Here is a 14,426-nt window from a genome sequence, read left to right as displayed (position 1 = left end):
GGACATCAGGTCACGTACCGCACTCTCAGAGCATCCGCTCAGCCGTCGCTGCCCGTGCTCGCAATCCTGCAGGACTTGCGCGGTAAGGGAATCCTGGAACGCGAGGTCATCCTGGGAGCTTTGGCGGCGCGCGGTGCCTCTGACCGGTCGATGCGCAACCGCGGCCAGCTGATCGACCAGCTGGACCGCCGATGACCCGCTGAGGGAGCTGGACCCTGCCGGGCCGCTGCGCGCCCAGAACGGACGCACGTGCAGCTGCCCGGCGCGTCACAAGTGGCCGCCGTCGCACCTGGTCTGGTGCCGAGCTGCGAAGGGCATCTCTCCCATCGGTACACAGGTTCAGCCGGTGGCGTCGTCGGTCTCCCAGTCGATGCTGCGCCGGTATTCGGGGTGGTTCTTGTCCATCTGGATGGCGGCGTGGATGGGCAGCGGGTGGCGGGTGCGGTGTTCCCAGGCCAGGGCGTGGTTGCACAGCCTCGCGGGGGTCAGGGCGTAGGGGGAGCGCGTCGTCCCCGTCGGGCCGCTGGATGACGGCGATTCGGTAGCCGTGAGGTTGTACCAGGTCTCGGCCTGCTGCTCCTTGTCGTCGCAGCTCCAACGCCCCTGATTTCGGCCGGACTTGGCCGAAGGGGTCTTGCCGTCCATCTGGTGGGGGCGCCGGCTCATGAGGAACGTCGTGTCGGTGCCGTCGAACTGGAACAGCGCGTTGCTGGTCTTGTCACCGTCGTTCTCGTTGCCGTCCTCGCCGATCTCGTGGAAGAGCGCGGGCACAGGAATGCTCGGGTCGGCGCTGGAGGTGGTGCGGATGACGGCTGGCGGCCGGTGCTCGGGCGCGAGCGTGGCACCGGGCAACGCGGGCCTGCCGTTGGTTAGACCGTCGTCGTCGGGAAGCAGGTCGGCGTTCTTGTTCGACAGCAGCGGCCAGACGGGGCGGGTGGAGTCACCGGAGACGTAGAGCGCATAGCCACACTCCAGGCGCCGGGCCAGCTCGAACAGAGCGTGGTCGATACGGCGGGGCAGGGTGTCGTCACCGCGGCTGCCCTCGGGAATGGGACGGCTGCGCGACAGCCCCTGGGCGCGGGCGTAGTTGAACCAGCCTCCGCTGCCGCCCCGGTCGGCCGTGTGGAGTGGGCGGTCTCGGTGGACTCCACCATCAATCGAGCTCACCAGCATGCTGCCGGTGCCCGGAAGAAAGGGATCCAGACGGGGACAACTGAGGTCCGCAACGCTCGGCGGCACGGCAGGCCCTCGGTCGGTCCCGCGGCGGCCTGACCACGAAGGTCCACGTGGCGGTGGACGGCCGGGGATTGCCCCTGTCGTTTGTCGTGACGGCCGGGAACGTGAACGACTCCACAGTGTTCGAGGCGGTACTGGACGCCATCAAGGTGCCCCGTGCCACGGTAGGCAGGCCGCGACGCCGTCCCGACCGTGTGCTGGCCGACAAGGCGTACTCCTCCCGGGCCATCCGCGCCGGCCTGCGGCAACGCGGCATCAGGGCCACCATCCCCGAACGCTCCGAAAAGGTGGCCAACCGCAAGCGACGCGGTATACGCGGCGGCCGACCACCGGCCTTCGACAAAGAGCAGTACAAGGGCCGCAACGTGGTCGAGCGCTGCTTCAACCGCCTCAAGCAGTTCCGCGCGATCGCAACCCGCTTCGACAAGCTCGCAGTCCGCTACCAGTCGGGACTGCACCTGGCCTCGCTCATCTTGTGGCTCCGCGACACCAGGGCATGATCATTTATCAGACACGGCCTAGTGTTCTGAGTCGGGAATTCTGTTCAGATGTAGGCTTGGCCTATGGCACGGATGGGGCGGCCGAAGGCCGAGTTGACGCTGTCGGATAAGGAACGGGCCGCGCTCGAGGAGTGGGTGCGGCGTCGTTCCACGCCGCAGGCGTGGGCCCTGCGGTGTCGGATCGTTCTGGCGTGTGCTGACGGTGTCTCGAACAAGGACGTGGCGGCTCGACTCGGTTCCACACCGCAGGCGGTGGGGCGCTGGCGGGCCCGGTTTGTGCAGTTCCGGATTGCCGGCCTGGGTGACATGCCGCGTCCGGGTGGCCCCAGGACAGTGACGGACGAGCAGGTCGCCGCGGTGGTCACCAGGACGCTGGAATCCACGCCGAAGAACGCGACGCACTGGTCGACCCGTTCGATGGCGAAGGAAATGGGCTTGTCGCAGTCGACGGTGTCGCGGATCTGGCGGGCGTTCGGCCTGCAGCCGCACCGGTCGCAGACCTTCAAGTTGTCGACGGATCCGTACTTCGTGGACAAAGTCCATGATGTCGTCGGTCTCTACCTGGACCCGCCCGAGCGGGCCCTGGTCTTCTGCGTGGACGAGAAGTCGCAGATCCAGGCCCTGGACCGGTCCCAGCCCGTGCTGCCGATGATGCCCGGAGTTCCCGAGCGAGCCACCCATGACTACGTCCGCGCCGGCACCACCACCCTGTTCGCCGCGCTCGAGATCGCCACCGGCACAGTGATCGGCTCCCTGCACCGCCGCCACCGGGCCGAGGCTAGACCGTCGGACACGCCCCGGTTGTCACCACATCGGGAGCGACTGTCCGTCGGGGTGCAGCGCAGTCCCGGGTCGTGCTGTCGGCGGCGGTCGTGCGGGTCAGCAGGTGATACCCGGCGGCGATTACCCGGGTGAGGTCGACGTAGGCTGCGGGGCTCGATGAGCGGGCTGCGTCCTTGGGGTCCGCCGACGTACTTGGGGAGACTGCTGTGAAGGCGTGGATTGGTGCCCATCGAGGCTTGCTGCTGGCGGTGGGTGCGGCAGTGGTGATCACAGCGGCGGTTCTGGTGGCGGTATTGCCGGGTTCGCATCGGGCCGACAGTATTCCTCCGACTCGTGCCCGCGAGTACTCCCAACAGCAGGCGTGTCTGCTCACGTCGGATCGCGGTCTGGCGGACGCGGCGGCGGTGCCGGTGTGGGCCGGGATGCAGGATGCCTCGGCGAAGACGCGGACGCGGGTGATGTATCTGGCGGTGGCAGGGGAGCAGAGCGCCGCCAACGCGGCGCCGTTCCTGGCTTCGCTGGCGCAGCGGCACTGCACCGTGGTGCTGACGGTGGGTGCGGCGCCAGGCGGCGCGGTGGCCATCGACGGGCCGAAGTTCCCCGGGACTCGCTTCGTGATCGTGGGAGGAACGGCGACTGGTTCGAACGTCACCGTCCTGCCGGCTGACTCGCCGAACGCCACACGATCGTCCGTCGCCTCCGCAGTGGAATCGGCGACCCACGGGTGATCAGGCAGTGGTGTGGCCTTGGTGGGACCTTGAAGGGGAGTTGACTGAGCCTTCCGCAAGGTATTGACGGGCTCCTCGCTTGGCAAAGATCTCTCCACGGACAGTTCGGACGCATCGGATATTTTGAGCCGATTGTCCATGGCATGGCAATGGGGAGTCCACGATCCACCCCTGTCTGTGGACTTTCGGTGAGCTCGCTGTGCATGATCGGCAAGTTTTGTGTGCCGATGATCATCTGGAGCTGTGCCGTGCGCGCTCGTCCCTACCGCCGTTCCGCCCGGCGGGTCGCGTTCCATCGCCGTTGGCTGCGCGCCACCGCGATGATTGCGTTCGTCTGCATGGCGCTGGTCTTGACGACGGAACAGGCCGCCGCTGACGGCGCCACGTTGCCGGCGCTGTCGATGCCGAGCCTGTCCTCGCTGACGGCATGGCTCAAGGACCCGCACTGGGGTCGCATACCGAAACAGCAAAGTGGCACCGCGGCCGGGCTCAGTCACCGTGCGAGTGCCGCCTCGACCCGCGCGGGCAAGGGCGCGGGCCGTGCGCCGGGCAAGGGGCACGGAGAACTCGATCCGTACCAGCCGTACGGCAAGGCTGTGAAGCCAGGCCAGAGCCGCACGGTCGGCGGCTTCTCCGCCAAGACCAGCAAGCGCAACGCCGCCACTTCGGATCGCACGTCCACGGTGTACGACAACGCCGACGGCAGTACCAGCCGCCAGCTGTCCCAGACACCCGTCAACTACCGTGACAGCAACGGCACGTGGCAGGCCATCGACACCCGGGTCAAGTCCTCCACCGACGGCCGACTGCACGAAGCCGCCAACTCCCTGGGCGTGGACTTCGCAACCAAGAGCACGGATCCGGCCCTGGCATCCTTCACCGATGGCTCGGGTCACAGCCTGTCCTACGGCCTCCAGGGCGCAGCGCCCGTCACCGGCACCACAACCGGTACCGACGTCACGTACAACAACGCACTCCCGCAGACCGATCTCCACCTGGCGCCGACCGCCCAAGGTCTCAAAGAGGCGATCGTCCTGCACTCCGCGCAGGCCGGGAATTCCTGGATCTTCCCGCTGACGCTCACCGGACTGGTTCCCGTCCAGGCCAAGGACGGCTCCATCGACCTGAAGGACGCGAGCGGCAAAACCGCCGAGCGCATCCCCGCGGCCTACGCCTTCGACTCCAAGGTCGACCCACGCTCAGGCGATCCGGCAACCACCCACGCAGTGACGTACCAGCTGATCCAGCAGGCCGGGCACCCCGCGTTGAAGATTGTCCTTGATGCCGCGTGGCTGAAGGATCCGTCACGGGTCTTCCCGGTCACTGTCGACCCGATCATCACCGACGGCTGGACCACCACCTACGCCGAATCGGGCGCCCCCGGGGACCACTCCTACGAGCAGACCATCAAGGTCGGCTCCTACGACTCCGGTCCGCATTCGGCCGCCTCCTACGTCAACCACTGGTACAGCGGCTTCGACGCCTCCCACGTCACCGTCACCGCAGCGACCCTGCGAGTCTTCAACACCTGGGCCGCGACCTGCACCCCGGAGCGATTCGACGTCGCGCTGGTCACCAGCGCCTGGACGCCCGGTGGTGTGACGTCCTATCCCGGGCCGTCCTACGGTGCCTCGATCGGCAACCTCACCCCGACCGTGAACAACGCGTGCCACAACACCGCCGCCGACCACAGCGTCGGTGACTGGGTGGACGTCCCGCTGACCACCTCCGCCATCCAGGGCTGGATGAACGGCACCACCGCGGACAACGGCCTGGCGATCTACGCCGCGACCAATGACGCGTTGCACTGGAAGCAGTTCGGGTCCTTCGCCGACGCGGCGTTCGGCCCCCGGATCGTCATCACCTACACCGGCAACACACCCCCGCAGATCTACCAGCAGTACCCGAACAACAACGCCACCGCGTACACCACCACCCCCGAACTCACCGCCTGGGGCAGTGGCGCCAACGCCTCGTCCGGCAGTACCAACCAGTACGACTTCCAGGTCTACGACAGCACCAACGCGAAGGTCGCCGATTCAGGCCTGATCGCGGCAGGGGACTGGACGGTCCCCGCGGGGAAACTCACCTGGGGCAAGACCTACTACTGGACCGTCCAGGCCTACGACAGCAGCCTCTACTCGCCCGCCGCGGCCTTCAACGCCCTCAACGTCCAGGTCCCGCAGCCACTGGTGACCTCCGGGCTGTCGCAGAACAGCAGCGACCACGGCTTCGACGCGTCGATCGGCAACTACACCACGTCGGACACCGACGCCTCCATCTCCACCGCCGGCCCGAGCCTGGAAGTGCAGCGGGACTACAACTCGCGTGACCCGCGCTGGACCGGTGCCTTCGGCGCCGGCTGGTCGAGCGTCTTCGACGCCCGCGCGACCGAGCAGTACAACAGCGTGGGCGCGGTCACCGGCACGGTCGTCACCTATCCGGACGGATCCCAGGTCGGCTACGGCAAGAACGGCGACCCCACCTTCTCGCCGCCTTCCGGACGCTTCGCCACCTTCAGGCCCGTCACCGGCGGCTACAGCCTGACCGACAAGAACGACACCACCTACACCTTCACTCAGGCCCTGGGCTCCGGCGGCTACGGCATCACCGCGATCACCGATGCCAACGGCCGCGCCATCACCTACAACTGGTCCGGCGGCCGGATCACGCAGATGACCTCGGCCACCTCCGGGCGAGCCCTGCACCTGACCTGGAACACCCCGCCCGGCGCCGCCGCCGCCCACGTGGCGACGGTCTTCACCGACCCGGTCACCGGCACTGACCAGAACACCGACCAGACCTGGAAGTACGGCTACACCAACGACCAGCTGACATCGGTCTGCGCCCCGAATTCGTACACCGCGTGCACCACCTACGGGTACACCGCCGGTTCGCAGTACCAGAATGCCGCCCAGGATCTGGGCCCGCATTCCTTGTGGCCGCTGTCCGAAGCCTCAGGCAGCACGGCCCAGGACGCGGTCCTCGCCAACCAGGGCACGACCAGTGCCACCTACAGCAACGTCACACTGGGGCAGCCGGGACCGCTGACCGGCGGATCCGCCACCGCGGCGGGCTTCAACGGCACCTCCTCCTCGGTCACGCTGCCCAAGGACTTGGGCAACAACACCGACTCGGGTGCGCTCTCGCTGTGGTTCAAGACCTCCGCAGGCCCCGGCGTGCTGTACTCCTACGCCTCACAGCCCGTCGACGCGGGCAATTCCCCGGGCGCCTACACCCCCTCGGTGTACGTGGGAACCGACGGCAAACTGAAGGCCGAATTCTGGTACAGCGGCGGCATCGCCCCGATCACCACAGCGGCCTCGGTAGCCGACGGCAAGTGGCATCACGTGGTGCTCTCGGCTGCGGGCAACTCCCAGACCCTCTTCCTGGACAGCGCCAAGGTCGGCTCGCTCAGCGGCACGGTCTCGATCCAAAGCGGTGTCGCGTTCGGCAAGAACCAGCCGTACAACTACCTCGGCGCCGGATTCCTCGGCGGGAACTGGCCCGACGAGCCGCACCAGAGTTCCACCGTCAAGACCGGCTACGCCACCTACTTCAACGGCTCCATCGCCGACGCCGCATGGTACGACCGCCCCTTGGTGGCCGCCGACGTGAACGCCCTGTACAAGTCCGCCACGCACAGCGCGAGCCTGCTCACGTCCATCACCCGGCCCTCCGGCAAGTCCTACGCGACGATGACCTACGACCCCGCCACCACCACCCTCACGCAGCTCACCGACGAGAACGGCGGGGTGTGGAAACTTGGCGCGCCGAGCATCACCGGCTCCAGCCAGACCTACCGCGGATCGGTCCTCGGCGGAGCACCGACCACCTACTTCCGTCTCGGGGACACAGCGGGCGCCACCACAGCGGTCGACGAGACCCGCGGCGGTGACGGAACCTACAACGCGGTGACCCTCGGAACGACCGGGCCGTTCAGCGACCAGAAGGCCGCGTCCTTCAACGGCACCAGCTCACGCGTGCAGACACCCGACGTGATCTCCCAGGCCTCCTCAGCCTCCGCCGACCTGTGGTTCTCCACCACACACGGCAACGCGATCCTGCTTGAGCAGCAGGCGGCCGCCATCGGCGGGTCCGTCAGCTCCATGACCCCGTTGCTGTGGGTGGGCTCGGACGGCAAGCTGTACGGCGGCGTCAACACCGTCAGCGGAGCCGTCCAGATGGCCACCGCAGGCACCGTCACCGACGGCAAGTGGCACCACGCGCTGGTCAGCGCCTCCGCCACCAGCCAGACCCTGTACCTGGACGGGACCCAGGCCGCGACGAGGACCACCACCGCGCTGTCCAACGCAGCCCGCACCTACAACTACATCGGCGCGGGCACGACCGGCAGCGGCTGGAACGGCCTGACCGCAGGCACCATCCTGTATTTCAACGGGTCGATCGCCGAGGTCGCGCAGTACCGCACCGCGCTGACCGCCCAGGACGCCGCCGCCCACTTCCAGGCTGCCAAGAACTCCACCGGCCTGCTGCCCGTCGAGACCATCAGCGTCATCTCCCCGGCGAACGCCACCTCGACGTACAAGTACGACGCGGCCAACGGCAACCGCAAACTCTCCGAGACCGACGGACTCGGGAACACCACCACGTTCGGCTACGACACGGGTGGCTTCGAGCACACGGTCCTGGACCCCAACGGGGCGATGACCGTCACCGGACACGATGTGCGCGGCAACGTGGTGTCCACCACGACCTGCCAGAACCAGGCGGCCAACGCCTGCTCCACGCGCTACTACAGCTACTTCCCCGATGACACCAGCCCGCAGTTGACCACCGCGGACCCGCGCAACGACGTCCTGCTGACCGAACGTGACGGCCGTTCCTTCAGCGGGACCGACCCTACGTACCTGACGTCCTTCGGCTATGACACGGCCGGCGACCAGACCACCGTCACCGGGCCCCCGGTGGCCGGTTTCCCCGCAGGCCGTACCGCCACCACTGTCTACAGCGACGGCAGCGCGGCCTACCCGGCCGTGGACAGCGGCAATGTGCCCAAGGGTCTGCCGGTCAGGGCGGTGTCGCCCGGCGGCGCGGTCAACTCCGTGTCCTATTTCCACAACGGTGACGTCGCGTCCACCACCGATGCCGCCGGCCTGGTCACCACCTACGGCTACGACGGCCTGGGCCAGGTGCTCAGCAAGACGGTCCTGTCCGACACCTACCCGGCCGGCCTCGTCACCCGGTACACCTACGACCTGGCCGGACAGGTCACCTTGGAGACCGACCCGCCGCTGGTCGACCGTGTGACCGGTGCCACGCACACCGCCGCTACCACCACGGTCTTCGACGACGACGGCAACGTCACCTCGCAGACCGTGGCCGATGCCGGGGGCGGTGACACCTCCCGTACCGAGACGCAGACCTACGACGCGTACAACCACCTGGCTTCGCAGACCGATGCGAACAGCAACGCCGGCGCTGCCAACGGCGGTACCACAACGTTCGAGTACGACACCGACGGCAACAAGGTCAAGGAAGTGTCCAAGTCGGGCACGATCACGCAGTACACGTACGACGACAACGGCCATCTGCTGACCCAGGGGCTGATGTACACCGGCGACCCGGTCCACCCCAGTGCGCCGACCCTGCTGATCGAATCCTCGCGGGCCTACGATCCGTCCGGCCGGTTGGCCTCGATCACGGACTCGATGGGCAGCACCACCACCTATACGTACACCGACGACGGTCTGACCTCCACCGTTACCAAGAAGAGCTTCGACGGCGCCACCAGCACCCAGCTACAGAGCAACACCTATGACGCCGCCGGGAACCCCCTGTCGCGGACCAGCAACAATGGCGCGACGGTCACCAATTTCGCGGTGGACGCCGCCTCCCGCACCACCAGCACCACCGTTGACCCGACAGGTGTGAACCGGACCACGAGCGTGTCGTACACGCCGGACGACAACGTCGCATCCTCCAACGAGCATGACTCGTCCGGCTGGAACCGCACCACCACCGCCACCTACGACGCGTCGGGCAACACCCTGTCGAAGACTCTGTACGGCGACGCCTCCGGCCACCCGGCGGGCTGGTGGAAACTCGACCAGACCTCCGGCAGCACCGTCACCGACGCCTCCGGCACCGGCAACACCGCCGCACTGGGCAGCGGAGTGACCTGGGCAGGCGGCGCGGCGGCGTTCTCCGGAAGCACCACCGGCACGGGCGGTGCCATCGCCACCAACGCGCCGGTCCTGAACACCACAGCCTCCTACACCGTCTCCGCCTGGGCCAACCTCGCCGACCTCAGCACCTACCGCACGGTCGCAGCACAAGGCGGCACCACCACCTCTTCGTTCTACCTGCAATACAGCAAGGCCTTCGCCGGCTGGGCATTCATCGCCCCCTCCTCGGACTCCGCAACTCCGACCAGCTACTTCTCCGCCCACACCGCGTCCGCGACGGCCAACAGCTGGACCCACCTGGTGGGCGTATTCAACGCCGGCACCGGCGCCATGCAGCTGTACGTCAACGGCACCCTCGCCGGAACCGGCACCAACACCGCGCCGTGGACGGGCAACGGTCCGCTGAGCATCGGCGGCGCCCAACAAGCCGGCGGCGCAGCCGCCACCAACGTCGTCAACGGCCAGACCGCCAACGTGCAGACCTACCCGCGCGCCTTGTCGGCGGGCGAAGTCAGCACGCTGTTCGGCAACGGCCGCAACGGCGGGACGGTCGGGTCCTCCAACCAGCAGACCACCAGCTACGTGTACGACAAGCGCGGTCTGCCGCTATCCATGACCGACGCCAACCACAACACCACCAACTACGCCTACGACGAGGCCGGCAACCTGGTGGTCACCACCGCCCCCGCCGTCCAGGTCGAAGCCACCGGCGGTGCTACCTCGGTGACCGCGCGCCCCGTTACCACCAGCGGGTTCAACACCTTCGGCGAGGCCGTCGAGGAGACCGACCCGAACGGCAACCAGACGGCCATCGTGTACGACGCGAACGGAAACAAGGTCTCCCAGACCCTGCCGCCGTACACACCGGCCGGCACCACCACGCCGCTCACCGCGACATCGTTCTGGACCTATGACAGCGACGGCAACCAAATCGCGGCGACCACCCCGAGCGGCCGTACCACCAGCTACCTGTACGACCAGCTCGGTGACGTCGCCCAGGTCACCGGTGCCGACGGAGTCAAGACCCACGCCGTGTACGACACCAACGGCGAGAAGCTGTCGGTCACGGACGGCACCGGCGCCACCACCCAGGCCACCTACGACTACCTGGGACGGCAACTGACCTCCACCACCCTGGAGCGGTTCCCCTCCACCCGCACTCTCACCTCGACCAACTCCTATGCCGTCACCGCGGGGAACCCTTACGGCGCGTTCCTGTCCTCCTCCACCACCCCCGGTGGGGTCACCAGCAGTTACGGCTACAACCGGGCAGGGGATGTCACCGCGTCCACCGACGGAGCGGGGAACACCACCCAGTTCACCTACGACTTCCAGGGCAACCGGCAAAAGACGATCCTGCCCGACGGCACCTGGAGCCAGACGGACTACGACGCCTCCGGCCAGCCGACTACCAGCAAGCAGTACGACGCCACGAGCACCCTGCTGACCCAGACCTCGCAGATCTACGACGGCGTCGGCAATGTCCTGACCTCCACCGACGCCAACGGCCACACCAACCATTTCCTGTACGACGCGGCCGGCACCATCACCCAGCAGATCCAGCCCGTCAACGCCACCACCTCGATCACCACCAGTTTCGGCTACGACGCGAACGGTCAGCGCACCCGGTTCACCGACGGCCGCGGCAACGCCTGGACCTACGGCTACACGCCGTGGGGTCAGCAGCAGTCGGTAACCGCCCCCGCCACCAGCACCTACACCTCGGCTGCGGACTCCACGACCACCTACGCCTACGACGCGGACGGACAGCTGGCCACCGCGACGCAACCGGGCGGCGTCACCACATCGATGACCTACGACAGCGTCGGCCAAGTCCTGTCGGAATCGGGCCAAGGAGCGGAAGCGGCAACCGCGACCCGCACCTTCTCCTACGACAACAACGGCCAGGTGCTGAGCGCCTCGACATCAGAGGCCGGAATCACCGGTGGTCCGGACCACCAGACCTCCACCCAGGAATCCTTCGGCTACGACGACCGAGGCGACCTGCTGACAGCGTCCGGTTCCGCCGGCAGTTCCAACTTCACCTACAACGACGACTCCGCACCTGTGACCCACGTCGACGCGGCAGGAACCACCAGGTACGGGTATGACACGGGTGGCCGTCTTTCCACCCTCAACGACGCCGCCACGGGCACGGATCTGACGTACACCTACAACACGCTCAGCCAGCCGAAGACCGTGAAATACGGCACCAGCGGGCAGACCCGCACCTACAGCTACAACACGGCGCATCAACTGACCGGCGACACCCTGGTACAGGGCGCGTCCACCCTCGCCGGCATGACCTACGGCTACGACAACGCCGGCAATCTCACCTCCAAGACCACCACGGGCGTCGCCGGAGCATCGGCCAACACCTACAGCTACGACTGGGCGAACCGCCTCAGTTCATGGAACAACGGCACCACGGCCACCAACTACTCCTACGACGCCTCCGGCAACCGGACCCAGGTCGGCGCGGACGTCTACACCTACGACGCACGCGACCAGCTGACCTCCGACGGAACGCACACCTACACCTACTCCGCCCGCGGCACCATGACCTCGGACGCCTCCACCGCCGGCGGTACCGTCGCCTACGGAACGGACGCCTACGGCGGACAGATCACCGCGGGCACCCACTCCTACACCCTGGACGCGACCGGCCGGAACATCTCCGACGCGGAGAGCGTGCAGCACTCCACCCGCACCTTCCAGTACTCCGGCGCCACCAACACCATCGCCTCGGACGGCAACTACACCTACAGCTACGATCCCGGCGGCTCGTTGACCGGCATCAACGTGGTGGGATCCGCCTCCACCAGCACCGGAGTCCTCGCGCTGACCGACCAGCACAGCGACGTGGTCGGCACCTTCACCTCCGGTGCCACCACGCTGGGCGGCTCTGCCAGTTACGACCCGCTCGGCAAGGTCACCGGCAACGGCGCCCTGTTCGGACACCTGGGCTTCCAGTCCGGCTGGACCGAATCCGACACCGGCAAAGTCGCCACCGCCTCGCGCTGGTACAACCCGGCGACCGGCACCTTCATGAACAAGGACAGCGTCTCGCTGAACCCGGTACCGAACTCGGTATCAGCCAACCCCTTCGCCTACGTCAACGACAACCCGATGGCCGGCGCGGACCCCTCCGGTCAGTGCTCCTGGTACGACGCGGTCTGTGGCGCGAAGAAGGCCTACCACGCGGTCGCCAGCAACGTCTCGTCCGGTGCCAGTTACGTCACCGATGCGGCCGAACGCGCCTACGAACACGCCAGCCACAACGCCGCAGCTGCCTATCACTACACGGCCGCCAAGGTGAAGGCCGTCGTCTCCTCCGCCAAAAGCGTCTACAACCGCGCGAAGACCAGGGTCCAGGACGCCTACCGCTCCACCATGCGGCGCGCCCGCCGGGTCTACAACTACGCAGCCCGACGCGTCAAACGCGGATACCAGGCCGCCGTCCACGCGGTCCACTCCGCCCACCACGCGATATCCCGCGCCGTGACGAGAGCAAAGGCCGCGGTCAAACGTCGGGCCTCACAGGTAGCGTCGGCAACCCGGACCGCCTACCACGCCACGGTCAAGGCGGCGAAAACCGCAGGCACGTACGTCAAGCACCACGCAGCGGCCATCACCTCGTTCGTGGTGTCCACCGCGGTGTTCGCGGGCTGCGAGGCAGCCACCTGGGGAGTTGGAACCATCGGTTGCGCGGCCTTGGCCGGTGCCGCGGGATCACTGGTGGAACAGGGCTTCGCCTGCGCTGAACAGGGCGGTGGAGCATGCAGCGTCGGCGCCTTCGGAGCGGCCGCGGTCACCGGCGCCGTCGCCGGGGCCCTGGGCGGCGCGCTCGGCGCGCTGGGCGGCAAGATCCTGGCCAAGATCGCGCCCAAGGCGATGAAGGCCGTTGGCGGCCTCTTCGGCAAGGGAGCCACCGAGGCGGAGGAAACCGCCGCCACCGATGCCACCAGCCAAGCCACCAGCAAGGCGGAGGCCAAGGGTGCCGGGTCCCGTAGCGAATCCGGCGGCTGCAAGGGGAAGGGGGTGCCGCACAGTTTCACCGGCAGCACCCGCGTCCTGATGGCCGGCGGCACCACCAAGGCGATCGACCAGATCAAGGTCGGCGACACCATCGCCAACGCCGTCCCGGGCCAAACCGGCACCCAGGCCCACACCGTCACCGCGGTCATCGTCACCACCACCGACCACGACTTCGTGGACGTCGGCATCAAGCGCTCCACCGGCTCCGCCACTAAGGCTGTCCTCAAGAGCGCCGCGAAGAAGACCGCTGTCGGCCTCGCCGCCTCCGCAGCCCTGTTCACCATTCTCAGCGCGACTCACACGGCAGCCGACAAGCACGACCTGTCAGCGACCGCTCCCGTGGCCGCCCAGGTGAGCACCCAGCCCAGCGATCACCTCACGACCACCTTCCACCACCCCTTCTACGACGAGACCCAGGCTTCGTTCACCGACGCCAAGGACCTCCACCCCGGCGACGTCCTCCAAACCCCGACGGGCACCGCCGAAGTCACCGACGTCCGCCTCTACCACGCCAACACCACCACCTACGACCTCACCATCGGCGACCTCCACACGTACTATGTGCTGGCAGGACAGACGCCGGTACTCGTACACAACTGCGGAGACATTGGACAACAAGTCGAGCACGGTTCAACTGAGTTGAGTCGCGCTACGGCGTTTCAGCGCTTGCTTGACAATAACCGAGGAAATCTGTACGGAGCAGCGAGGCTCCGAGATGGAAATATCATCGCGGCTCATTCTGATGACGCGGGTCACGCCGAAGAATACCTTGTACAAAAAGCAGGGGGCGGAAGCAACATTGCCGAGATGTATACCGAGTACGGAATGTGCCCAAGGTGTCAAGGGCCCGGCGGGAAGCGCGCTGTTCTTTCCTCGCTCCCTGCCGATGTACAGTTGACCTACTCAATCCCGTTCGCAAACCCGGCCAGTAGGACGGCGGCAAGAACCGCCCTGCGCGGGGTAATTAAATCGATCTTTGGATAAGAAAGGCT

Annotated in this window: 3 protein-coding genes and 2 pseudogenes; 4 read left to right on the top strand and 1 reads right to left on the bottom strand. The window is 67.3% G+C overall.

What is annotated here, in order from left to right; translation table 11 throughout:
• Positions 1–339: 339 nt before the first annotated feature.
• The gene (locus C8250_RS42565; RefSeq protein WP_232486321.1) at positions 340–1,173 is read right to left on the bottom strand and encodes an RNaseH domain-containing protein; all 834 of its coding nucleotides are present in this window, start codon (positions 1,171–1,173) and stop codon (positions 340–342) included.
• Between C8250_RS42565 and C8250_RS42560 the strand changes: the two are divergent.
• The 4 genes and pseudogenes from C8250_RS42560 to C8250_RS44630 all read left to right on the top strand — a co-directional run.
• Positions 1,114–1,758: pseudogene (locus C8250_RS42560) on the top strand (IS5 family transposase); the annotation flags it as partial. The gene C8250_RS42565 and the pseudogene C8250_RS42560 overlap by 60 nt on opposite strands.
• A gap of 50 nt (positions 1,759–1,808) precedes the next feature.
• Positions 1,809–2,510, top strand: a pseudogene (locus C8250_RS42555) (IS630 family transposase); the annotation flags it as partial.
• A gap of 215 nt (positions 2,511–2,725) precedes the next feature.
• A complete protein-coding gene (locus tag C8250_RS42550; protein WP_138358802.1) occupies positions 2,726–3,247 on the top strand; it encodes a hypothetical protein in 522 nt (173 codons plus the stop codon).
• A gap of 248 nt (positions 3,248–3,495) precedes the next feature.
• Positions 3,496–14,418 carry a LamG-like jellyroll fold domain-containing protein gene (locus C8250_RS44630; protein ID WP_138358800.1) on the top strand — a complete coding sequence of 3,641 codons (10,923 nt, stop codon included), beginning with the start codon at positions 3,496–3,498 and terminating at the stop codon, positions 14,416–14,418.
• The last annotated feature ends 8 nt before the right edge of the window (positions 14,419–14,426 follow it).

The organism is Streptomyces sp. So13.3, from assembly GCF_005860785.2.
In the GTDB taxonomy this organism is placed as follows: domain Bacteria; phylum Actinomycetota; class Actinomycetes; order Streptomycetales; family Streptomycetaceae; genus Actinacidiphila; species Actinacidiphila fildesensis.
The sequence above is the reverse complement of the archived record's forward strand: the minus strand, read 5'-3'. Positions and strand labels throughout refer to the sequence as shown.